General features: G+C 53.1%; 22 protein-coding genes. 17 read left to right on the top strand and 5 right to left on the bottom strand.

Annotated features, from left to right (window positions below; genetic code table 11):
* Positions 1–9: 9 nt before the first annotated feature.
* Positions 10–1,032, bottom strand: coding sequence for a sugar phosphate nucleotidyltransferase (locus tag NOG13_RS07995; protein WP_283110041.1), 1,023 nt, complete (start codon positions 1,030–1,032; stop codon positions 10–12).
* A 291-nt stretch (positions 1,033–1,323) separates the two neighbouring features.
* On the opposite strand from NOG13_RS07995, the gene ppdK reads away from it, so the two are divergent.
* The 4 genes from ppdK to NOG13_RS07975 all read left to right on the top strand — a co-directional run bounded on the left by ppdK (position 1,324) and on the right by NOG13_RS07975 (position 5,685).
* A complete protein-coding gene (gene ppdK, locus NOG13_RS07990; protein ID WP_283110040.1) occupies positions 1,324–3,987 on the top strand; it encodes a pyruvate, phosphate dikinase in 2,664 nt (887 codons plus the stop codon).
* A 75-nt stretch (positions 3,988–4,062) separates the two neighbouring features.
* Positions 4,063–4,491, top strand: a complete 429-nt coding sequence (locus NOG13_RS07985; RefSeq protein WP_283110039.1) for a hypothetical protein — start codon at positions 4,063–4,065, stop codon at positions 4,489–4,491.
* A gap of 76 nt (positions 4,492–4,567) precedes the next feature.
* Entirely contained in the window at positions 4,568–5,431 is an 864-nt protein-coding gene (locus tag NOG13_RS07980; RefSeq protein WP_283110038.1) for an NAD(P)/FAD-dependent oxidoreductase, read from the top strand.
* Between the two features lie 80 nt (positions 5,432–5,511).
* Positions 5,512–5,685 carry a helix-turn-helix transcriptional regulator gene (locus NOG13_RS07975; protein ID WP_283111180.1) on the top strand — a complete coding sequence of 58 codons (174 nt, stop codon included), beginning with the start codon at positions 5,512–5,514 and terminating at the stop codon, positions 5,683–5,685.
* Between the two features lie 148 nt (positions 5,686–5,833).
* On the opposite strand, the gene NOG13_RS07970 is transcribed toward NOG13_RS07975, so the two are convergent.
* A complete protein-coding gene (locus NOG13_RS07970) occupies positions 5,834–7,033 on the bottom strand; it encodes an ISL3 family transposase (protein WP_283110037.1) in 1,200 nt (399 codons plus the stop codon).
* 352 nt (positions 7,034–7,385) lie between these two features.
* Between NOG13_RS07970 and mutY the strand changes: the two genes are divergently transcribed.
* The 3 genes from mutY to secA all read left to right on the top strand — a co-directional run bounded on the left by mutY (position 7,386) and on the right by secA (position 12,265).
* Positions 7,386–8,438, top strand: coding sequence for an A/G-specific adenine glycosylase (gene mutY / locus NOG13_RS07965; RefSeq protein WP_283110036.1), 1,053 nt, complete (start codon positions 7,386–7,388; stop codon positions 8,436–8,438).
* 43 nt (positions 8,439–8,481) lie between these two features.
* Positions 8,482–9,345 (top strand): DMT family transporter, encoded by an 864-nt coding sequence (locus NOG13_RS07960; RefSeq protein WP_283110035.1) that lies wholly within the window; start codon positions 8,482–8,484, stop codon positions 9,343–9,345.
* A gap of 166 nt (positions 9,346–9,511) precedes the next feature.
* Entirely contained in the window at positions 9,512–12,265 is a 2,754-nt protein-coding gene (gene secA, locus NOG13_RS07955; protein WP_283110034.1) for a preprotein translocase subunit SecA, read from the top strand.
* 156 nt (positions 12,266–12,421) lie between these two features.
* Here the strand turns inward: secA and NOG13_RS07950 are convergent, their stop codons facing one another.
* On the bottom strand, positions 12,422–13,225 hold the full coding sequence (locus tag NOG13_RS07950) for an HAD family hydrolase (RefSeq protein WP_283110033.1): 804 nt from the start codon (positions 13,223–13,225) through the stop codon (positions 12,422–12,424).
* Between the two features lie 64 nt (positions 13,226–13,289).
* On the opposite strand from NOG13_RS07950, the gene spoVAE reads away from it, so the two are divergent.
* Positions 13,290–13,646 carry a stage V sporulation protein AE gene (spoVAE, locus tag NOG13_RS07945; RefSeq protein WP_283110032.1) on the top strand — a complete coding sequence of 119 codons (357 nt, stop codon included), beginning with the start codon at positions 13,290–13,292 and terminating at the stop codon, positions 13,644–13,646.
* Between the two features lie 16 nt (positions 13,647–13,662).
* Positions 13,663–13,824 (top strand): hypothetical protein, encoded by a 162-nt coding sequence (locus NOG13_RS07940; protein ID WP_283110031.1) that lies wholly within the window; start codon positions 13,663–13,665, stop codon positions 13,822–13,824.
* 51 nt (positions 13,825–13,875) lie between these two features.
* On the opposite strand, the gene NOG13_RS07935 is transcribed toward NOG13_RS07940, so the two are convergent.
* Both NOG13_RS07935 and rpsT read right to left on the bottom strand, forming a co-directional pair.
* A complete protein-coding gene (locus tag NOG13_RS07935) occupies positions 13,876–14,028 on the bottom strand; it encodes a hypothetical protein (RefSeq protein ID WP_283111207.1) in 153 nt (50 codons plus the stop codon).
* Between the two features lie 173 nt (positions 14,029–14,201).
* The gene (gene rpsT / locus NOG13_RS07930) at positions 14,202–14,462 is read right to left on the bottom strand and encodes a 30S ribosomal protein S20 (protein WP_283110030.1); all 261 of its coding nucleotides are present in this window, start codon (positions 14,460–14,462) and stop codon (positions 14,202–14,204) included.
* Between the two features lie 103 nt (positions 14,463–14,565).
* Between rpsT and gpr the strand changes: the two genes are divergently transcribed.
* The 8 genes from gpr (at position 14,566) to hrcA (ending at position 22,142) form a co-directional block, all read left to right on the top strand.
* A complete protein-coding gene (gene gpr, locus NOG13_RS07925) occupies positions 14,566–15,381 on the top strand; it encodes a GPR endopeptidase (RefSeq protein ID WP_283110029.1) in 816 nt (271 codons plus the stop codon).
* A 7-nt stretch (positions 15,382–15,388) separates the two neighbouring features.
* Positions 15,389–15,658 (top strand): hypothetical protein, encoded by a 270-nt coding sequence (locus NOG13_RS07920; RefSeq protein WP_283110028.1) that lies wholly within the window; start codon positions 15,389–15,391, stop codon positions 15,656–15,658.
* A 71-nt stretch (positions 15,659–15,729) separates the two neighbouring features.
* Entirely contained in the window at positions 15,730–16,806 is a 1,077-nt protein-coding gene (gene spoIIP / locus NOG13_RS07915) for a stage II sporulation protein P (protein WP_283110027.1), read from the top strand.
* 21 nt (positions 16,807–16,827) lie between these two features.
* Positions 16,828–17,040, top strand: coding sequence for a hypothetical protein (locus NOG13_RS07910; protein WP_283110026.1), 213 nt, complete (start codon positions 16,828–16,830; stop codon positions 17,038–17,040).
* A 344-nt stretch (positions 17,041–17,384) separates the two neighbouring features.
* Positions 17,385–17,798, top strand: coding sequence for a hypothetical protein (locus NOG13_RS07905; protein ID WP_283110025.1), 414 nt, complete (start codon positions 17,385–17,387; stop codon positions 17,796–17,798).
* Between the two features lie 85 nt (positions 17,799–17,883).
* Entirely contained in the window at positions 17,884–19,692 is a 1,809-nt protein-coding gene (gene lepA, locus NOG13_RS07900) for a translation elongation factor 4 (RefSeq protein WP_283110024.1), read from the top strand.
* Between the two features lie 111 nt (positions 19,693–19,803).
* Positions 19,804–20,913, top strand: coding sequence for a radical SAM family heme chaperone HemW (gene hemW, locus NOG13_RS07895; protein WP_283110023.1), 1,110 nt, complete (start codon positions 19,804–19,806; stop codon positions 20,911–20,913).
* A 197-nt stretch (positions 20,914–21,110) separates the two neighbouring features.
* Positions 21,111–22,142, top strand: coding sequence for a heat-inducible transcriptional repressor HrcA (gene hrcA / locus NOG13_RS07890; RefSeq protein ID WP_283110022.1), 1,032 nt, complete (start codon positions 21,111–21,113; stop codon positions 22,140–22,142).
* Positions 22,143–22,146 lie beyond the last annotated feature (4 nt).

The following is a 22,146-nucleotide window of genomic DNA, read 5'->3' as shown; positions in this document are numbered from 1 at the left end:
TATCTTTCGTTAGTTTAACTGTGTAAACGGTTTTGGGCAGGTTCCTGGTTCCAAGGTACAGTTTGTTCCGCGCACGCTGTCGAGGATACATCCGTCGCCGACGGTGCATCCGTCAAGCACGGTGCATGGCCCCAGCGTGCAGCCGTTTCCGATTACGGTACGGCCGGAAAGCATAGTGCCTGGAAGAATTGTACAGTCTTTGCCGATGACCACATCCGGTCCGATGACGACTCCGTCTGTGCAAGGAATATCTACGCCGTCGCTCATATGTTTGCGGAGAACCGCATTCCGTGCGATGACGTTCAGTTCATGCAGTTGCAGACAGTCGTTTGCGCCTTTTACGGCATCGGGAGAATCGGCGGCAAAGGCACCTGCTTTTTTGCCCGCAGCAAGAAGAAGCGCCACGGCGTCAGTCAAGTAGAATTCTCCCTGTTTATTATTGCTGCGAATTTGAGGAAGTATTTCAAGAAGATCTTCTGCACGGAACCAATAGGCGCCGGAATTTACTTCCCGCACCGCCAGTTCGTCTGCGGAAGCGTCTTTTTGTTCCACAATTGCGCGCAGTTCACCATCCCCGCCAGCCCGGATGATGCGACCGTAGCCCGTGGGGTCATCCAAGACAGCGGAAATCACCGTGACGGCGCTTCCGCTCTTTATGTGCTGTTCCAGTGCCTTCCGAATGGTATCCGCCTCAAGGAATGGGGCGTCGCCGTTCAGAACGAGAACGTTGCCGTTCTTTGCATGGCTCCGGATAAAGTCTGCCGCCATCATGACGGCGTGCCCGGTTCCCTTCCGTTCTGCCTGAAGAACAGTCGTTACGCCGGGGTCATGCTCCGCGAGGTAAGCGTCTACCCTCTCGTGCAGGAAACCGGTGACGGTGCAGAGGTCGTCGATTCCGGCGGCACGGGCGGCGTCAATCACCCATTGGAGCATGGGTTTTAGCAGAACCGGAGAAAGGCATTTGGGCCGGTTCCGCTTCATCCGTTTTCCTTCGCCTGCGGCAAGGATCACGGCACAGCTTTGTTGTATCATTCTTTTTCCTCCATATGGTCTCATATGGTTGCTGATGTGCAATCTCCGTAGACTATTATCTCATTTTAAAACATTTTTTCAAGCGCTACAAAAGAAATACTGCTGCCGACAAAACAAGCGGTTTCAAAAAATAGGAAAATTTCGCGAAATATGTTGAAAAAGTTTTACAATTTCATATAGCTTTTATTCGCCTGATTTGATATAATACTTTCTGAGCGTAAAAACGAACGTCCCCTGCATCAAAAAAAACTATGCTCGATGTTAAAATTTAATATCAGGAGGTATTTGTTTATGAGCCATAAGTTCCTCTACTACTTCACTGAAGGCAGTGAAGCGTTCCATGGCGACATGACCCAAATGAGAAACATCCTTGGCGGCAAGGGTGCCGGTCTGGCAGAAATGACAGCAGCCGGAATGCCGGTTCCGCCGGGCTTCACCATTTCCACCGAAGCCTGCACACTGTATTACAAGGAAGGCCGTCAGATCAACGAAGAAATCCAGAAGGATATCTTCGAGCATATGAAGGGCCTTGAAAAGATCACTGGCAAAACTTTCGGTGACATTAATAACCCACTGCTTGTTTCCGTCCGTTCCGGCGCACGTCAGTCCATGCCGGGCATGATGGACACAATCCTTAACCTTGGTCTTAACGACGCATCCGTTGAAGGTCTTGCAAAGAAGACCGGCAACCCGCGTTTTGCATACGACTCCTACCGCCGTTTCGTTCAGATGTTCGCGGACGTCGTAATGGGCGTTCCTAAGAGCCTCTTCGAAGAAGAAATCGACAAGATGAAGGCGGCAAAGGGCGTCAAGAACGATATTGACCTGACGGCGGAAGACCTTAAGAAACTGGTCGAAATCTTCAAGAAGATTTATGAAGATCACGAACATAAGCCGTTCCCGCAGGATCCGAAGGAGCAGCTCATCGAAGCTGTTAAGGCTGTGTTCCGCAGCTGGGACAACCCCCGTGCAAACGTATACCGCAAGATGAACGAAATCCCCTACGAGTGGGGCACCGCAGTCAACGTTCAGACAATGGCGTTCGGCAACAGCGGCAACCGTTCCGGCACAGGCGTTGCATTTACCCGCAACCCGGCTACCGGTGAAAAAGAACTGTTCGGTGAATACCTCATCAACGCTCAGGGCGAAGACGTTGTTGCCGGTATTCGTACACCGTCCCCGATCAGCCACCTGAAAGAGCAGATGCCGGACGTTTACGAGCAGTTCGTGCAGATTGCACAGCGCCTTGAAAATCACTTCAAGGATATGCAGGACATGGAGTTCACCATCGAAGACGGTCACCTGTATATGCTCCAGACCCGTAACGGCAAGCGCACCGCAACTGCTGCTCTGAAGATTGCCTGCGACCTCGTTGACGAAGGCATGATTGACGAAGAAGAAGCAGTTCTCCGCGTTGACCCGAAACAGCTCGATGCTTTGCTGCACCCGCAGTTTGACGCCGACGCGCTTAAGAAAGCAACGCCGATTGGCCGTGGCCTCGCAGCTTCTCCTGGCGCTGCTTGCGGTAAAGTTGTTTTCACCGCTGATGATGCAAAAGAATGGGCAGCAAGAGGCGAGAAAGTTGTTCTTGTCCGCCTTGAGACTTCTCCGGAAGACATCGAAGGCATGGCTGCTGCTCAGGGCATCCTGACGGTTCGCGGCGGCATGACCTCTCACGCAGCCGTTGTTGCTCGCGGTATGGGCGCTTGCTGCGTTGCCGGATGCGGTGAAATCGTCGTCGACTACGAAAAGAAACAGTTCACCCTCGGCGGCAAGACCATCAAAGAGGGCGACTATATCTCCATTGACGGTTCGACCGGCTATGTCTATGACGTTGCCATCCCGACCGTTCCTGCTACCATTTCCGGCAACTTCGGCCGCTACATGGCTTGGGCAGACAAAGTTCGCAAGCTGAAGGTATTCACCAATGCTGATACGCCGCGCGATGCAAAGCAGGCAAGCGATTTCGGCGCTGAAGGCATCGGCCTCTGCCGCACCGAGCACATGTTCTTCGAGGGCGAGCGCATTAAGGCTATGCGTGAAATGATCGTTGCTGAAACGACCGAAGAACGCAAGAAGGCTCTCGCGAAGATTCTGCCGTATCAGCAGGGCGACTTTGAAGCTCTGTTTGAAATCATGGGCGAGCGTCCGGTTACCATCCGCTTCCTGGATCCGCCGCTCCACGAGTTCCTGCCGACCAAGGAAGAAGATATCAAGGAAATCGCAGAAGAGATCGGCGTTACGGTTGAGAAGCTCAAGAATGTTATCGCCGGCCTGCACGAGTTCAACCCGATGATGGGTCACCGTGGCTGCCGCCTGAGCGTCACCTATCCGGAAATTGCCGAAATGCAGACCACTGCTGTCATCAACGCCGCGATTAACGTGACGAAGAAGACCGGCAAGAAGATTGAGCCGCGGATTATGATTCCGCTCGTTGGCGAAGCAAAAGAGCTCAAGTACGTCAAGGACGTTGTTGTTGCTACGGCCGACAAGATCATCAAAGAAGCCGGCATCGACATGAAGTATGAGGTCGGTACCATGATTGAGATTCCGCGTGCAGCTCTGACCGCCGGTGAAATTGCTAAGGAAGCTGACTTCTTCAGCTACGGCACCAACGACCTGACTCAGATGACCTTCGGCTTCAGCCGTGACGACGCTGGTAAGTTCCTCGACGCTTACTACGATAAGAAGATCTATGAGTCCGATCCGTTCCAGCACCTTGACCAGAAGGGCGTAGGCCGCTTGGTTAAGCTCAGTGCTCAGGAAGGCAAAGCTGCTAACCCGAACCTGCACCTCGGCATCTGCGGCGAGCACGGCGGTGACCCGACCTCTGTTGAGTTCTGCCATTTCGCAGGCCTCGATTATGTCTCCTGCTCACCGTTCCGCGTTCCGATTGCTCGTCTTGCAGCAGCTCAGGCTGCCATCAAAGACAAGAGAGCAAAAGCAGCGAAATAATCCAAGCAAAATCAGGATTGAAAATTCCCCCGTCTATGGCGGGGGAATTTTTGCTCCCCAAGGGAGGAGAGAGGTTTGAACAAGAAAAAAATCAAGATTCTTCTGTGCGCGTTTCAGGCTTTGCTTGTCGGTATGATATTCGCACCGACGGGTGGGGGGAGCGTCAATTCGCCGTTTGCAGTGATCCACTTGTATAACGGGCTGGGATACGGAATGGACGTTCGTGTTTTTCTTTTCATGGCACTCGGAATTCCGCTTGCGATTGTTCTCTCGCTGTTCCTGATGAAAGAACGCTCGAATTACGGTTTCGGCGCCTGCCTTGGTGCCGCGCTTACCTTTGCATACGCTGCTTTCTATGAAGCGGTAAAAAACGGGGGTTCCATTCCGCTGAGCTTTTCCGTGAGAGTGCGGTTCTATTTGCTCATCCTGCTTTCTCTGCTTTCCATGCTTGCGGAATGTGCCGCTTTTCTTGCCACACCTCCGCGGGAGGATAAGAGAACGTAATATTGTTACGGACTAGGCGGCCCAAAGCGGATATACTAAATGCAGGTAACCGGAAATGAGAAGAAGGGAATGTTTTATGCCAGACGTAATAATCTTGGGGCTTGGCCCCGCGGGGATCTCAGCGGCCCTTTACACCGCACGCGCCGGATTGGATACCCTCATACTCGGCAGGGAAAACGGTGCACTTTCCAAGGCCGATAAAATAGAAAATTACTACGGCTTTGAAAATCCCATTTCGGGGCATGAGCTTCTGCAAAACGGCGTCGCTCAAGCACGCCGCGTCGGTGCCTCCATTATTGAGGAAGATGTCGTAGGAATCACATATGACGGTGAGTTTACCGTCAGCACGGCGGCGCAGGAATACCGGGCGCCGTATCTGGTCTTGGCAACCGGTACCCAGCGCAGAACGCCGAAGCTGACCGGCCTGAAGGAATTTGAGGGCCGCGGCGTCAGCTACTGTGCCGTGTGTGATGCATTCTTTTACCGGAAGAAAAATGTCGCGGTGCTCGGCGCGGGCGAGTATGCTCTGCACGAGGCGAAGGAACTTCTGCCGCTTGCCGCTTCCGTGACCATTCTGACGGACGGAGCCGAACCGGAAACGGAGTTTCCGCCCGAGATGACCGTGGAAACGCGTAAGCTGGATGCGCTGTTCGGCGACAGTGTGCTGCGCGGCGTGCGCTTTGCAGACGGCACCGAGCTTGCCGAGGACGGCGTCTTTGTGGCGTTGGGTGTTGCCGGCAGCATTGATTTTGCCCGTAAACTCGGTGTTGAGACAAACGGTACCGCCATTGTAGTGGATGAACAGCGCCAAACAAACCTGCCGGGGCTTTATGCCGCGGGCGACTGCATCGGCGGCCTGCTGCAAATCTCCAAGGCTGTCTGCGACGGGGCAATCGCCGGAACTTCAATTGTGAAGGCATTCCGACAGAGAGCAAAATAAGATTGTATATGCGCCTCGGAAAGTTCCAAGGCTTTTTGCATATCACTTTATCAGGCCGCACGGGTTCATTCCCATGCGGCCTGATTTCTCTTGACATCAGTCAGGAAGAGTTTGCCGAGCGCGTGGGTGTTCGCCGTGAGACGATCGTCCACCTTGAAAATGGACGGTACAATCCTTCGCTGCGGCTTGCGATGGACATTGCCGAAGTTTTCGGCGTTACGGTGGAAGAAATCTTCCGTTTTCGGAAGGAATAGGGGTTTTCTCCAACCTGCAAATGTGCTATGATAACTTCGTAGGGGTATCGAGGGCGCCGCCCGGAATGCGGCGCCCTTTTCTTTTTCAAGAAAGGCTCTATGTCAATAGTTGGGGTAACCCAAAATGGAAACACGGGATGGAGCGGCACTAAGCTGCTCCATTTTTCGTTGAAACATGGAACATGTGAAGAATGCGATTACGAAAGCGGGTAAAATTATGATAACCGTAGGCATTGCGTTTGAGTACCTTAATCTTGTTGTTAACCCCTTCGGTAAAACCATTGGTGTAAGGGCAATCAAACGAATTTAGAATACCTTTTGACCAGCGCACCATGGTATTTCCACAAGCAACAAATCTTGAAAGGCCACTGTTTTGTGCGGTCATAATCCAATGGGATAGCGCTGTCCGTGCGGACTGACTGTCGGAGGAATCAAGAACTTTGAAAAACTGTTCTTTAAGAGAGTAGGCTGTCAGCAAACGGCTGCTTGCATAAAGCATGATATTAACCTGTTGTTTTTGCTCCGGAGTGAGAAATTCATATCGTTTGTTCAGCAAGGTTCGAGAGCGCTTAAAGTAAATTCTTCGGGTCTTGCTAAACCTTTTCTGTTCTTCCTTGCGAATAGCTTCAAAAGCCCAAAATACCTGACGAATGTAATGATATTTGTCAATGACATAAATGGAATTTTTAAAATATGTCTGAGCAATACTAGCATATGTACTCCACATATCGCTGACAAAATACTTGGTTTGAGAACGGTCGATCCGGCTAAAATATTCTGTCAGCTTGTGGTTGTAACGAGCAGGAAGAATATCAAGGATTCGGTGCCGGACCGGATCGGTCAGAATGCATTGATATTTCTCATTGTTTGTATTGCCTTTAAACTCATCAATTGATACAACTTCGGGTAATTGCTGCGGCTTTCCATAGTTGATACAATCAAAAATCCGGATTATGGTTGAAACCGAAAGATTTACTTCTCGTGCTACACTGGTAAAGGAACGTACGTCGGAAAGCTTTGAAATGATATACGCGGCTAATCGATTTGTCATGCGGTGATATCTTGGCAGAAACGAGTTATGTTCAAAGAAACGCTTTCCGCAGGAAGAGCAGCGATACCGGCGCTTGCGGAGAATTAAACTGGTGTGTTTACCAAAAGCGGGAATGTCCTTTACCGTTTGACAACGGTAATCATGGACATAGCTGGTTTGATGTTCACAGCAAGGGCAAATATGCGGCTTTCTCGGCAACTCAATGAAAATTTCCGTTTTATCGGGTAATTGCCTCACATTTTTTACGATTACCCCTTTTAATCCAAGCAGTTTTTCGGTAGAATGAGTACAGAGCATATCGATGACCTCCAACATGGGATAGTGGTAATTTCCATTTTAAAGGTTTTTCATCGAATATGCTCTACTTTTTTTACTCTTTTTCTTAGGCTCTATTCGTTACACCCCAACATTTATTATAGAGCCTCAAGAAATTTTTTCACACAGCCTTGTTAGTAACGAACAAGACTTGTAACGCAGAGTTTTATTAAGAATAACGTGGTTTCTTTTTGCGTGCTTTTCTTTTTCGAGAAAGCCTTTCACCCGGCCCTGTTAGTAACGAACAAGACTTGTAACGCAGAATTTTATTGAGAATAACGTGGTTTCTTTTTGCGTCCTTTTTCTTTTTCCAAAGAAAAAGGACGGAGGTGTCATGGAATTTGAAAAAATAGTTGAGCCGCTGCTGCGGTGGTACGAAAAAAATGCAAGGCAGCTTCCGTGGCGGGACGACCCCACGCCTTACCGCGTGTGGATTTCGGAGATTATGCTCCAGCAGACTCGCGTGGAAGCAGTCAAGCCATACTTTGAACGCTTCGTGCGGGAACTGCCGAACGTGAAAGCGCTTGCGGAAGTACCGGACGAAAAGCTGCTGAAACTCTGGGAGGGCCTCGGCTATTACAGCCGCGCCCGCAGCCTGAAAAAGGCTGCCATCCTGCTCATGGAGCGTTTCGGGGGAGAACTCCCCACAGATGTCGAACAGCTACGTAAATTGCCCGGCATCGGAGATTATACGGCTGGTTCCATCGCCTCCATCGCGTTCGGCTTGCCCGAACCCGCCGTAGACGGCAACGTCCTGCGCGTCGCCGCAAGACTGCAGAATTCGAGGGAGGACATTACCCAGCCGGCCGTGAAAAAAGAGCTTCGCGAGCGTCTGAAAAAGGTCTATCCCAAGGAGCAGGCGAGCGCGTTTACACAGTCACTCATGGAACTGGGCGCTACGGTCTGCCTTCCGAACGGCGAACCCCTCTGCGGGGAATGTCCTCTTGCCGAACTGTGCGAAGCACACCGCGCCGGAACACAGAACGAATTGCCCGTGAAAGCCGCAAAACCCAAGCGCAGGGTGGAAAACCGCACGGTTTTCCTGATCCTCAGCAATGGGACAGCGGCGCTTCGCAGACGGCCGGAAACGGGTCTCCTCGCGGGTATGTGGGAGTTCCCGTGCCAGAAAGGTACGCTGACGCCGGAGCAGGCAGAGAAAACCCTTGCCGAATGGGGAATCAAAGCCGAAACAATCGAGCCTCTGCCGGCGGCAAAACATATTTTTTCGCATGTGGAATGGCACATGACGGGTTATTTGGTAAAGGCGGAAAAACCGGTCCTTGGTTTTGTTTGGGCATCGCCGGAAGAAGTCCTGGGCGATTATCCGGTGCCGTCTGCCTACCGGGCATACTTAAAAATCCTGCGGCATTTGGCAGGGGAAAAATAATGCGGCAGAGCGGCATGCCCTGCCATAGGGAGATTAGGAAGTAATGCACTTTTTTCAAGATCCACACCACAAGACAGTCGGCCTGATGCTTGCCGCATCCGTTCTGTGGAGCACTGGGGGAATTCTGATTAAACTCATTCCGTGGAATGCGGCCTTCATCAGCGGAATGCGAAGCCTGATTGCGGGAATCGCCTTGTTCGTTTTCATCCGAATATCGGGCAGAAAAATTCGCTTTAACCGATATTCCGTTTCCACGGCTGTCTTCATGACGGGCATGATGTTCGCGTTTGTGGTTTCCAATAAGCTCACAACGGCGGCGAACGCCATCGTTCTGGAGTACACGTCGCCGATTTTGATTCTCGTTTTCTCGGCGGTATTTTTGAAGCAGAAATTCATGCGGCAAGATATCACTGCCGTTGCCGCGGTATTCCTCGGCATTTCTCTTTCCTTTTTTGACCACATTTCGCCGGGGAACCTTGCGGGAAATTGCGTCGCGCTTCTTTCCGGCGTGTTTTGTGCAGCGATGTATGTCATCTGCGGCGAGGCGGACATGGAGTCGCGCGTCAGCGGAATTTTCCTCTCGCAGCTTTTGACGGCGGCCATCGGGATTCCGTTTGCCGCGTTCGACCCGCCGAAAGTTACGCTGACCGCCGTGCTGAGCCTCATAGCCCTCGGCGTGTTCCAAATCGGAATTTCCTACATCTTCTACGCCATGGCATTGCGCGACTGCCCGCCGCTTGCCTGCTCGCTCATCGGCGCGGCGGAACCTCTGCTCAACCCGTTGTGGGTCTTCGTGTTCAACGGCGAAGCGCCGGGCGTGTTTCCGCTTGTCGGCGGGGGAGTGGTCATTCTCTCCGTTACCGGATGGTGTGTGTGGCGCGACCGATTCCTCGCGGCACAACAATAATCCGCAGACAAAAGAACCGCAAAAACCAATTCATAAATCGTCTATATTTTTGCATTTCGCTATGATATAATAAAAAACAAGTGAAAATTTCGGACATGCTTTAATGTGCAGCAAGCCAGGCAAAAACCATCAGCCCGGCAGCAGGGCAACTTTTGAGGTGAAATACATGAATTCTCTTATGGCCGCTTTGTTTGGAAATTACAGCAAACGGGAACTGAAACGTATTCGGCCGCTTTGCAACGCGGTGCTTGACCTGGAAGACAAATACCGCGAGATGACCGATGAAGAACTGAAAGCTCAGACCCCTGCACTCAAGGAGCGCTTGGCAAACGGTGCATCACTTGAGGATATTTTGCCGGATGCGTTTGCTGTCTGCCGTGAAGCTTCTGACCGCGTGCTTGGCATGCGCCATTTCCCGGTTCAGATTCTCGGCGGCATTGTTCTGCACCAGGGACGAATTGCAGAAATGAAAACCGGTGAAGGTAAAACGCTTGTTGCAACCCTTCCGGCTTACCTTAACGGCCTTACAGGCAAAGGCGTTCACATTGTAACCGTCAACGATTACCTTGCACGCCGCGACTCCGAATGGATGGGAAAGATTTACCGTTTTCTCGGCCTTTCGGTCGGCCTTATTGTGCATGACCTCGACAACGACGCCCGCAAAAAGGCATATAACGCCGATATTACCTACGGAACGAACAACGAGTTCGGGTTCGATTACTTGCGCGACAACATGGTTATCTACAAGGAGGACAAAGTCCAGCGTGGGCATAACTTTGCCATCGTCGACGAAGTCGACTCCATCCTCATTGATGAGGCGCGTACCCCGCTGATTATTTCCGGCCCGGGCGAACAGTCCACCGAGATGTATAACATTGCGGATGCCTTTGCGAAAACCCTCCGCTGTGTGAAGGTTGCCGAGCTTGACGAAAAGGAAGACAACGACGCACTTTACAAAGACGCCGATTACATCGTAGACGAAAAGGCCAAAACGGCAACGCTTACGCAGAACGGCGTGAAAAAGGCGGAAGCCTTCTTCAAAATTGATAACCTGACGGATGCCGAAAACCTTCCCATTCAGCACTATATCAATCAAGCGATCAAGGCGCGTGGCGTAATGAAGCGCGACGTTGACTACGTTGTCAAAGACGGCCAAGTTATCATCGTCGACGAGTTCACCGGCCGCCTCATGTATGGCCGCCGCTACAACGAAGGCTTGCATCAGGCAATTGAAGCAAAAGAAGGCGTGAAGGTCGCCCGCGAAAGCAAGACGCTCGCCACCATCACGTTCCAGAACTATTTCCGCATGTACGACAAGCTCTCCGGTATGACGGGTACCGCCATGACGGAAGAAGCCGAGTTCCGCGAGATTTATAAGCTCGATATAGTTGAAATTCCGACAAACAAGCCGATGATTCGCGTGGACCTGCCGGATGTCGTTTACAAGACCGAAGATGCAAAGTTCCGCGCTGTCATCGAAGACATCAAGGAACACCACAAGACCGGTCAGCCGGTGCTCGTCGGAACCATTTCTATTGAAAAATCCGAAAAGCTCAGCAAGATGCTCAAGCGTGAAGGCATCCCGCATGAGGTGCTGAACGCAAAATTCCACGAAAAAGAAGCCCAAATTGTCGCACAGGCAGGTCGGAAGAACGCAGTCACCATTGCAACGAACATGGCCGGCCGCGGTACCGATATTATGCTCGGCGGCAACCCGGAGTATATGGCGAAGGCGGAAATGCGCAAGCAGGGTGTCCCCGATGAGCTGATTGCCGAAGCGGACGCACATTCCGATACGGACGACCCTGAAATTCTCAAAGCGCGCGAAACCTTTAAGAAGCTTGTGGAGAAATACCGCAAGCAGACGCAGGCTGAAGCGGAGGAAGTCCGCAAAGCAGGCGGCCTCTATATCATCGGCACAGAACGCCATGAATCCCGCCGAATTGATAACCAGCTGCGTGGGCGTGCCGGCCGTCAGGGTGACCCCGGCATGAGCCGTTTCTATATTTCGCTTGAAGATGACCTAATGCGTCTCTTCAACGGCGAACGCATTGCTGCGCTCATGGAACGCCTGAATGTGGACGAAGACACCCCAATTGAAAACAAGATGCTCACCAATACCATTGAGAGTTCCCAGAAGAAGATTGAGGGCCGCAACTTCGCCATCCGTAAAAGTGTTCTTCAGTTTGACGACGTTTTGAACCGCCAGCGCGAAATCATTTACAGCCAGCGCGACCAGGTTCTTAACGGCGAAAACGTGAAGGAACAGATTCTCAAGATGATTGACCAGGCCATTGCGGAGCAGGTTAAGACATTCTTGCCGGAAGATGCCGAGCGCGAATCGTGGAACCTCGAAGGCCTGCGTGACCGCTACATGGGCTGGCTCATCGGGCCGAATGACCTTGTTTACACAGCGGAAGAAAAGGCGCGCCTTGAGCCGATCGACGTGCAGAACGAGCTGATTGAAAAAGCCCACGAGCTTTACGAAAAACGCGAGAAGCAGTTCGGCTCTGAAATCATGCGTGAGCTGGAGCGCGTCATCCTGCTCAAAAATGTTGACACGGAGTGGATGGACCACATCGACGCCATGGAGGAGCTGCAGAAGGGTATCCGCCTGCGCGCTTACGGCCAGAAGGATCCGGTCGTCGAGTACCGCATGGAAGGCTTCGATATGTTCGACGAGATGATTAAGACCATCCGCGAGAACACCGCCCGCATGATGCTGACCGTACAACTTCGCACGGCGGAGGAGCCGAAGCGCGAACAGGTGGCAAAGCCCACGACACAAATCGGCGGCGACGGTTCCGATGAGAAGAAGAATATGCCCATCCGCAAGAAGAAAAAGCCGGGCCGCAACGACCCGTGCCCCTGCGGAAGCGGCAAGAAATACAAGTACTGCTGCGGAAGATACGAAAGCTGAATGTGCAGCACTGTATTGCGGCGGAGCATTTGCTCCGCCGCTTTTTTTATTCAAACGAATACATTTCACGAGAAAGAAAAAATCTTATAAAACTTAAGAAATTATGAAATAAAGCGTCGGGAAGATTCCCAACGCTTTAGTTTTGGAGGATTTCTTTTATATCAGTCCGAGGCGGTGCAGCCCCTGTGAGACACCACCGTCAAAAATTGCGGTGGTTACAAAATCGGCGTATTGCTTTACGTCGTCTGTTGCGTTGCCCATCGCCACGGCAGTGCCGCACTCGCGCATCATGGCAAGGTCGCCCGTGCTGTCGCCGAACGCGGCGGTGTCTTGGCGGGATGCTCCCATGTGCGCAAGAAGGCAGTTCACGCCGATGCCCTTGTTGTTCCCGGGAAGGGTGAGGTCACCGCTCAGGCCGTTTGCGTGGCGGCTGAAAACCATGCCTTCGCCCTGGAACGCAGGCAACTGCGCCTTGAACTCCGCTTCGTCGCGGAAAACGAAATCCATCGCGTTTGCGGCAATTTCATGCGGCTCCCATTTTTCCGCAATGAAATGGGGGAAAAAATAACTTTTAAGAAGCGACTCGACAAGCTCAGCGGGAGCGCTTTCGATGTTTCTTGCCCACCCGCGGTCGTTGCCGATGAAAAAATAATGGCAGCCGTAAGAATCAAAACGGCGGCACAGCTCCCGCACGCGGGACTCGGGAAGAATCCAGTCGCGAAGGACTTCGTCGCCGAGTGTGACATGTGCGCCGTTTGAGGCGATAATGCCGTCAAAGACGCCGGGGAAGAAATGACGCACGAATCTTATCGGCCGCCCTGTGCAGGCCACGGCCATGTGCCCGCGGCGTTTCATTTCGTCAATCGCCTGCAGTGCGTCGCCGGGGATTTGAAACAGCTTCCCACTGCGTTTGCCGAGCAGAGTGCCGTCGAGATCGAAAAAAACGATTTTCCGGTTCATTTCTTCTCCTTTCGATGAATAGGGAACAAGCGGCCAGGCGAAACTAACCGCGAGGTGAAAAATCATGGAGTTTGTGCGGGCATTTGTAGTCGGCGGAGCCATCTGCGTTGTGGCACAGCTTCTGCTGGATTTTACCAAGATGACGCCGGCGCGGATTCTGGTTTCTTTCGTCACGCTCGGTGTCCTTCTGGGTGCGCTCGGCGTTTATGAACCTCTTGTGGATTACGCCGGTGCCGGCGCTACCGTTCCGTTGACCGGATTCGGCTATCTAATGGCGAAAGGCACGCTGGAAGCCGTGCGTGAAAAAGGCTTTTTGGGCGTTTTTTCCGGCGGCGTGACGGCGGGGGCGGCCGGAATCGCGGCGGCGGTGTTTTTCGGCTACCTAGCCGCTTTGTTTTCAAAATCGGGAGATAAGAGTTAACCCTAACTTCCGAAAGGTGAAAGCAGGGTACCGCTATGCTTCTTACGCATGGACTGTTTTCCGTGCCATCAGCGGCAGCTGGATGATGACGCTGCTCTGGCAGGTGGCAAAGTACACCTTCCGTGCCGTCATGCGCGCCAGAACTGCCGTCCGCTCGTTCGGCGGCAAAGGCAGATAAACAAAAACGGGCAGGCTTCATGAGCCTGTCCGTACATCTTTATTTGCGGTGTTACTGAATCGAACAGTCCAGATAATGTTCGAGATCTTCTTCATCTTTTTTCTTTTTTTCGAGGTAGAGTACAACAGCAACGGCCAAGGAAACAGCCGCAGCTAACAACGAAACTACGGTAATTAACACGGACAGTTTACCGGACTTTTTCAATTCGGACACCCCCATTTTCAGGGAACCAACCTAAACAGGTTCCACAATCTAGTTCTATCATAATCAATAATCAGACAAATGTCAACGGGAACAAAGACGGACGAATCGCCTGCGAAAGAGTGCAAAAAAAGCAGAGCGTGTGAATGCTCTGCTTCTACGTTCTGACCAAACGGTTACGCATTTGCGTTCAGTTTGCGAACCAGCGCGGACTTTTTACGGGCAGCGTTGTTCTTATGAATGATTCCACGCGCAGCAGCATGGTCAATCTTCTTCACAGCTGCACGCACGAGTTGCACCTTGTTGGCGTCGTTGGCTTCAATAGCGGCAACGGCCTTCTTAATTTCTGTCTTCAATTCCGTAGTCGCAGCCTTATTCCTCATCGTTTTCACCGCGGTGATCTTCACACGCTTTTTCGCCGATTTGATGTTGGGCATGGTTCCACCTCCTTCGGCAGTCTTATATAGTATGATAACATTTGCGACGAAAAAAAGCAAGAAAAATCTGTCGGCCGATATGGCCGAAAGGGGAAGAAAAATTATGAATTTTCGTACAGACTTGGCGCTTGAAAAAAATGAGACTTCAAAACGGACGGTGCGCGAAAAAGACGGCTGCAAGGTTACGCGCATCGAAGAGGATGGCGGGGTTTACATTACGCTGGAAGTCGGCTCGATTTCCGACCATACTGACCCCGATGACACCCTTCTGGAACTTTTCACGGAAGAGCTTGCCTCTTTGGTGCCGAAAGAAGGCCTGGTGCTTGCGGCGGGTCTCGGAAACCGCGCCGTGACGCCGGACGCGCTCGGCCCGCTTGCGGCGGAGCGTGTGCTTGCAACGCGGCACATCAAAGGGGAAATCGCGAAAGTAACGGGGCTTGAAGGCTTACGTCCGGTCTCGGTCGTCAGCCCGGGTGTGCTCGGATGCACGGGCATGGAGGCGTTCGAAGTATTGCGCGCCATTGTGAACGAGACACAGCCAGCCGCCGTGATTGCCGTAGATGCGCTTGCGGCGCGCAACCCCGCGCGGCTCGGATGCACGGTACAGCTCAGCTCGGTGGGCATTTCGCCGGGTGCTGGGGTTGGCAACAGCAGGCCGCGCATTGACGCGAGCACGCTCGGCGTGCCGGTTATCAGCATCGGAATCCCCACGGTGGTAGATGCCTCCACGTTTGCGCAGGACCTTGCCGGCGACGGAGTGCCGGAAGAAAAAGCGGCTCCGCGTGGGGCACAGATGATGGTTACGCCCCGCGAAATCGACCTCATCATTGACCGCGGCTCGCGCCTTCTTGCCATGGGTATCAACCGCGCCCTGAATCCTTCTCTGAGCGTGGAGGAATTTGCCCAGCTAGCCGGCTGAGTGCGGAATGCTTCCGCGGTCACTCCCCGGCATTTGGCTTGGCGGAAACCGAGAGCTTCGTTTGCCGGGAGAGTTTTTACTCGCTCCCGGTGGCATGTTGCCGCAGCCACGCCCCGGCGGCATGTTGCCGCAGCCACGCCCCGGCGTTTTGCTTGGCGGAAACCGAGAGCTTAGTTTGCCGGGAGAGTTTTTACTCGCTCCCGGCGGCATGTTGCCGCAGCCGCGCCCCGGCGTTTCGCTTGGCGGAGACAGAACCGGGACGGGCTTTTCCGCATAACCACCGGGTGGGTGAGCATAAAATTATCGGTAGGTTTTATCCTGCGGAGAAAAGGTTCGGAGGGCGGACGGATGAAAGAGATGGGAAGAAAAGCGCCGATTTTTGCCGCTGCGGCGCTCGCACTGCTGGGAAGTTTCTGTGTGGCAGTGCGCATCCCCAAAGGAACGGGAGGAAAGGCGGCGGCGGTAGCGGCGGGCTTCATTCTTCCCGCGGGCAACACCGATGAATTCTTCCGTCAGGAGGAAGAAGACGGAACCGGAATTCCCGAACCACCTTCTTCCGTTCCGCAGAGTGCGCCGACCAGCTCCGTCTCTCAAAAGGTATCTTCGAGAGTGTCCCCATCCTCGGCACCTTCTGCTTCTTCCGAATCTTCATCTGTGGTTTTGAACAATAAAGTCCTGGAGGTAAGCGCAGCCAACGGCGGGACGCAGGTCGGCAACTTCTGGGTGAAAAATGCTACGGAAAAGCACAAGTCGGTTGATTTTGCGAAGGAGCTGACGCAGGCTACCGGCATTAAAATTGCGAAGGATTCCAAAGCTCCCCAGGTGCTCATCTATCACACGCATACTACGGAGTCGTATGACTGCACGGCACGTACCACGGACCTCACGAAAACGGTGTGTGCCGTGGGGGACAAAATTGCCGAACAGCTTGAAACGGCGGGCATCGGCGTTGTGCATGACAAGACGGTCCACGATTACCCTGCCTACGACGGTTCCTATGACCGCTCGCTCGCAACGATGCAGAAGAACCTGAAACAATACCCCAGCATCAAAGTGACGCTGGATATTCACCGTGACGCCATGCACCGCGACGACGGAACCATGCTGAAAACCACTGCGGTCGTGGGCGGCAAAAAGGCTGCGCAAGTGATGATTCTTTCCGGCTGCGACGACGACGGAACCCTCGGCTTCCCGAACTGGGAATATAACCTGCGCCTTGCCCTGCGCATTCAAAATCAGCTTGCCAAAGATGCGCCGGGCCTCGCGCGCCCGCTCGATTTCTGCGCGCGCCGTTATAACGAAAACGTCACGAAAGGCTCGCTGCTCATTGAAATCGGCACAGACGCGAATACCCTCGATGAAGCGAAATACAGCGGTACTTTGGTGGGCCAATCCCTTGCGAAGGTGCTGCAGGGATTAACATAAACAAAGGAAGTGGAAAGCCCCATGCACAGACGTGAAATCCGCGCATTTCTCATTTCGTTCTTTACAACACTGCTGCTGATTCTCCTCTTTCTGGGGATTGCAGTTGTGGACTATGAATGTCGGAAAATCGGCTTTGGTGACGAAAAAACACTCATTTACCAAATTACCGGCAAAAATCTGAACTTTGCTTGCAATAGCACTGGAATATGCTATAATTATTCTTGTTATTTCTGAATTTTCATGGGCGGCATACCCGGTTTGCCGGGCAGACACCGCTTTTTTGATATAATTGGTGAGAAACAGGGTATTTGTGTTTTTTCGCAGGGCTTGTTGCACTGCGCTTGCAACGGAGGTTTTTCATGAACGGACGGAAAAAATTGCTTTGCCTTCTCATGCTGGCTTTTTTTCTGTTTACTTATACATCGATAGATGCGTTTGCGGAAGGACCCGGTTCAAGTGAAACGTCATCATCGCCTCAAGCGTCTTCATCTTCATCTTCATCTTCAAAAACATCGTCATCGTCTAAATCAAGTTCATCACACGGAGAGAGTTCATCGCCTAGTTCAGCTCAACAAACTATGGCTTCTGTGCCACCCACGGTTAGCAAACCGGTTTCCTCAAAGAAACCGAAGAAAAAACGCCGCACGGCTTCGTCTTCTTCATCCATGAGCTCCATGCCGGACTTTTTCAATTTCGTTTCGTCTTCTCCGGCGTCCTCTGCCGCCGAAATTATTCTCCCTGAGGCGGACAGCGTGGTCGAGTATGACCCGCTTGCTTCTGCTTCGAGCGGGATACCTTCTTCAAAGATGAACCAGATAGGTGTTCTCGCATGGGTTTGCATTTTGCTCGGCATTGTTGTGGTGCTCATTGTCATTTTCAGCAATCGCCGTCCGCCCAGCGGGCCGGGCCGCAGCCGCTACCGTAGGCGTAAACGCGGCAAGAAGAAACATTTACTCAACGACAGATATTACCGCGGATTAAACCGCTACTGAGTCTGCCGCAGAACACAAACAGAAATCATCGAGCAGGACGCCTTTCGGCGCCCTGTTTTTTAAGACCGGGAAAGCAGGTGGTTTTTTGGAAATACCCCGCAAGAATATTCGCAATTTCTGCATTATTGCACACATAGACCACGGCAAGAGTACACTTGCCGACCGGATATTGGAGCTGACCGACTCCGTTCCTCTGCGCGAGATGGAAGACCAGATTCTCGACGACATGGAGCTTGAGCGTGAGCGCGGTATCACCATCAAAGCGCATGCCGTAACCCTTCTTTATCACGCCAAAAACGGGGAAGACTACATTTTCAACCTCATTGATACGCCGGGCCATGTAGACTTCAACTATGAGGTTTCGCGCTCCCTTGCCGCGTGCGAAGGCGCCATCCTCATCGTGGATGCCTCGCAGGGCATTGAAGCGCAGACGCTTGCCAACACATATCTCGCCGTAGACGCGGGACTTGAAATCATCCCCGTCATCAATAAAATCGACCTTCCGAGCGCGCAGCCCGAAAAGGTGCGCAAGGAAATTGAAGACATCATCGGAATTCCCGCCGATGAAGCGCCGTGCATCTCCGCAAAGCTCGGTACGAACGTCGAAGCCGTCATGGAGCAGATCGTTAAAAATGTTCCGCCGCCGAAGGGCGACGAAAACGCGCCGCTCAAAGCGTTGATTTTCGACTCCTACTACGATTCCTACAAAGGCGCGGTGGCGCACGTTCGCGTGTTTGACGGAACCGTGAAGCCGGGCGACACCATCCGCATGATGAGCACCGGCAGCGAATTTACCGTAGTGGACTGCGGCTTCATGCGCGCTACGAAATTCGAGCCGACCGACTGCTTACGCGCAGGCGACGTCGGTGTGCTTTCCGCTTCCATTAAAGCGGTGCGCGAGGCACGCGTGGGCGACACCATTACATTGGCGGACAACCCTGCCAAAGAGCCGCTGCCCGGCTACCGCCCGGCGCAGCCGATGGTTTTCTGCGGCATTTATCCGGCGGACGGCGCCAAATACCCCGACCTGCGCGATGCGCTCGAAAAGCTGCAGCTCAACGATGCGGCGCTCAGCTATGAGCCGGAGACCTCTGCGGCGCTCGGCTTTGGCTTCCGCTGCGGATTCCTCGGCCTGCTGCACATGGAAATCGTGCAGGAGCGTCTGGAACGCGAGTATTCGCTTGACATCATTACCACCGCGCCGAGCGTGGTCTATCGTCTCAAGCTCACCGACGGTTCCACGGTGGAAATCGACAACCCGACGAATTATCCCGACCCCTCCAAAATCTCGGAGGCGTACGAGCCGATTGCGGACGCGCACATCTACACCCCGAAGGATTACGTCGGCAGCATCATGGACCTTTGTCAAGAGCGGCGCGGCACGTTCCTCGATATGAATTACCTTGATACGGACCGCGTGGATATCCACTATGAGCTTCCGCTCAACGAAATCGTCTATGACTTCTTTGATGCGCTCAAGAGTCGCACGCGCGGTTATGCGTCGTTTGACTATGAGCTTTCGGGCTACAAGAAGAGCAGCCTCGTGAAGCTCGACATCTTGCTCAACGGCGAAACGGTAGACGCGCTTTCGTTCATCATTCATTCGGAAAAAGCATATCCTCGCGCCCGCAAGATGGTTGAAAAGCTGAAGGAGAAAATTCCGCGTCAGCTGTTTGAAGTGCCGATTCAGGCCTGCGTGGGCGGGCGCATTATCGCCCGCGAGACCGTGAAGGCGCTTCGCAAAGACGTTCTCGCAAAGTGCTACGGCGGCGACATTTCGCGCAAGAAGAAACTCCTCGAAAAGCAGAAGGAAGGCAAGAAGCGCATGCGCCAGCTCGGCACGGTAGAGGTGCCGCAGGAGGCGTTTATGAGCGTGCTAAAGCTCGACGAATAAGCGGCCTGAGGCTGCGAAGTTTCATCGCTGGTGGGAGAGATTCAGAAACTTCGAGAAAAATCGAGTCGGGCGGTTTTGCCCGGCTCTTGCTTTATAAAAGGAAGAGAACAGATGCAAAATCCTTTCGGCCTTTACATTCATGTGCCGTTTTGCGACGGAAAATGTCCTTATTGCGACTTCTTTTCCCTGCGCGGAACGGAAGCCATGATGGATGAATATACGGAAAGTATCATTGGCAAAATAAAATTCTGGTCGAAAGAAACCGGCCGAAGCGCGGACACGCTGTATTTCGGCGGCGGAACGCCGAGCCTGCTGGGCGGAAAACGCATTGCCCGCATCACCGAAGCGGCAAGAAGCGTATTCGGCCTGGAAAATGCCGAAATCACCGTGGAGGCAAACCCCGGCGGCGACCTTTCGGATTTTTTCCGCGAAGCCTCGGCGGCGGGCGTAAACCGAGTCTCGCTCGGCTTGCAGTCCGCGGACGAAAACGAACTGCGCCTGCTCGGCCGCAGACATACGGCGGACGATGCGGCCAGGGCCGCGGAAGCGGCGCATCGGGCCGGAATCGAGAACCTTTCCCTAGACCTCATGCTTGCGGTACAGGGGCAGACGGAAGAAAGCCTTGCCCGTTCCGTATCGTTTTGCAGGAAACTTGGCGCGAAACACGTTTCCGCCTACCTGCTTATTCTGGAGCCGCACACGTTATATTGGAAACAAAAAGATACGCTGAACCTGCCGAGTGAAGACGGCGCGGCGGAGCTTTATCTCGCCGCCTGCCGCGAGCTAGAAACACTCGGGTATCGGCAGTATGAAATTTCCAATTTCGCGGAGCCGGGTTTTGAAAGCCGGCACAACACGAAGTACTGGCATTGTGAGGAATACCTTGGTCTCGGGCCTTCGGCACATTCGTTCCTCAGCGGAAAGCGATTTCATTATGCCCGAAGCCTTGCCGGCTTTCTGCGCGGCGAGGAACCGGAGCAGGACGGCACAGGCGGCGGGTTTGAGGAGTTTGCGATGCTCCGCCTGCGCCTGACGGAAGGCCTTACCGACGAAGCCTGCCTCGCGCGGTTCGGAACCCCGATACCCGAGCGCATCAAAAAAGCCGCCCGGCGGTATGAAGCGGGCGGCCTGACGGTCTGCGAAAAAGGCGGCTTTCATTTCACGCCGAAGGGATTTCTTGTTTCCAATATGCTCACAGCGGAAATTCTGTTTGCAGGCTGAGCCTGCACGCACGGACTATTGATGTCGGGCGCCTTAATGGTGCCCAGACGGTGTAAATTTCCAGCGAAAATTCCTGTTACGTCACAATTAGTTTACAAATAAAAACTTGACATTCGGGCAAAGTAATGGTACTCTTATAGACAGAGTTAGCACTCAACATACACGAGTGCTAATCCATAGATAAGAAGGGAAAAGGGTTGGAACTTAGCGAACGAAAACGGAAAATCCTCGCAGCGGTCGTGGAACTCTACATCGCAACAGGCGAGCCGGTTGGTTCAAAGTCGCTTTGCGATACCCTTAACTTCCGGGTGTCTCCGGCAACCGTTCGCAATGAGATGAGTGAGTTGAGCTCCATGGGCCTTTTGGAGCAGCCGCATACGTCGGCCGGGCGCGTTCCTTCCCAGAAAGGCTACCGCGTTTACATTGATTCGCTCATGAAACGGCGGCCCATTTCACAGGAAGAGAAGCAGTATCTCGACAGTATGATTCTTCCCTCCGCCTACGACCCGGAAAAGCTTCTGGAAGGCGTGGCAAAGGTACTTGCTTCCATGACAAAGTACGCAGCAGTCTCCACCACTCCGAGCGGTGAAGACGGCGTCATTCGGGCGATTCAGTTGGTGCAGACCAGCCGCCGCACGGCAATGGTCATCCTGATGACCTCAGCCGGTACGATGAAGAGCCGCGTTTTCCACTGCGATTTCGACCTCACGCCGGAAATCCTCAGGGTTTTCTTCCGCCTGCTGAACGAAAAGCTGGTTGGTGTGCCGGTTATCTCCGTTACGCCGGCCTATATGCAGACTTTGGCGGCATCGCTGGGCGATATGGCCATGATGATGAGTTCGGCGCTGATGGCGGTGGCGGAAGCGGCAAGAGAATCCGCACATTCCGATGTGTGCCTGAACGGTGAAGTCAACTTGCTGATTTACCCGGAATTCAGGCAGGAAGATATCCGAAGAATCGTAGATTTTCTCTCGCGTCCCGCAGACCTCTGTAAGCTACTCTCGAGAGGAAAAGAGAACACCAAAGTGCTCATCGGCCTTGAAAGTCAGCGTCCGGAACTGCAGGATTCCAGCGTGATTGTCTCACGCTACTCCATCGGCAACAGAGACGCCGGAGCGATTGCGGTTATCGGCCCGACGCGCATGGATTACGGAAAAATCATCACCAACATGGAATACCTTTCCAGTTCGGTCGGCAGAATGCTCACCGAGTTGATGGATTTAGATTAATAAA

The sequence above is a fragment of the Thermocaproicibacter melissae genome, assembly GCF_024498295.1.
Taxonomy (GTDB): domain Bacteria; phylum Bacillota; class Clostridia; order Oscillospirales; family Acutalibacteraceae; genus Thermocaproicibacter; species Thermocaproicibacter melissae.
The sequence above is the reverse complement of the archived record's forward strand: the minus strand, read 5'-3'. Positions and strand labels throughout refer to the sequence as shown.

Excerpts from the sequence above, each read along its gene's own strand:
- secA (WP_283110034.1), top strand. The coding sequence starts at position 9,512 with ATGAATTCTCTTATGGCCGCTTTGTTTGGAAATTACAGCAAACGGGAA.
- mutY (WP_283110036.1), top strand. The coding sequence starts at position 7,386 with ATGGAATTTGAAAAAATAGTTGAGCCGCTGCTGCGGTGGTACGAAAAA.
- NOG13_RS07995 (WP_283110041.1), bottom strand. The coding sequence starts at position 1,032 with ATGATACAACAAAGCTGTGCCGTGATCCTTGCCGCAGGCGAAGGAAAA.
- ppdK (WP_283110040.1), top strand. The coding sequence starts at position 1,324 with ATGAGCCATAAGTTCCTCTACTACTTCACTGAAGGCAGTGAAGCGTTC.
- hemW (WP_283110023.1), top strand. The coding sequence starts at position 19,804 with ATGCAAAATCCTTTCGGCCTTTACATTCATGTGCCGTTTTGCGACGGA.
- NOG13_RS07950 (WP_283110033.1), bottom strand. The coding sequence starts at position 13,225 with ATGAACCGGAAAATCGTTTTTTTCGATCTCGACGGCACTCTGCTCGGC.
- spoVAE (WP_283110032.1), top strand. The coding sequence starts at position 13,290 with ATGGAGTTTGTGCGGGCATTTGTAGTCGGCGGAGCCATCTGCGTTGTG.
- rpsT (WP_283110030.1), bottom strand. The coding sequence starts at position 14,462 with ATGCCCAACATCAAATCGGCGAAAAAGCGTGTGAAGATCACCGCGGTG.
- NOG13_RS07905 (WP_283110025.1), top strand. The coding sequence starts at position 17,385 with ATGGCTTCTGTGCCACCCACGGTTAGCAAACCGGTTTCCTCAAAGAAA.
- NOG13_RS07970 (WP_283110037.1), bottom strand. The coding sequence starts at position 7,033 with ATGCTCTGTACTCATTCTACCGAAAAACTGCTTGGATTAAAAGGGGTA.
- NOG13_RS07980 (WP_283110038.1), top strand. The coding sequence starts at position 4,568 with ATGCCAGACGTAATAATCTTGGGGCTTGGCCCCGCGGGGATCTCAGCG.
- gpr (WP_283110029.1), top strand. The coding sequence starts at position 14,566 with ATGAATTTTCGTACAGACTTGGCGCTTGAAAAAAATGAGACTTCAAAA.
- NOG13_RS07960 (WP_283110035.1), top strand. The coding sequence starts at position 8,482 with ATGCACTTTTTTCAAGATCCACACCACAAGACAGTCGGCCTGATGCTT.
- NOG13_RS07910 (WP_283110026.1), top strand. The coding sequence starts at position 16,828 with ATGCACAGACGTGAAATCCGCGCATTTCTCATTTCGTTCTTTACAACA.
- spoIIP (WP_283110027.1), top strand. The coding sequence starts at position 15,730 with ATGAAAGAGATGGGAAGAAAAGCGCCGATTTTTGCCGCTGCGGCGCTC.
- NOG13_RS07920 (WP_283110028.1), top strand. The coding sequence starts at position 15,389 with ATGCTTCCGCGGTCACTCCCCGGCATTTGGCTTGGCGGAAACCGAGAG.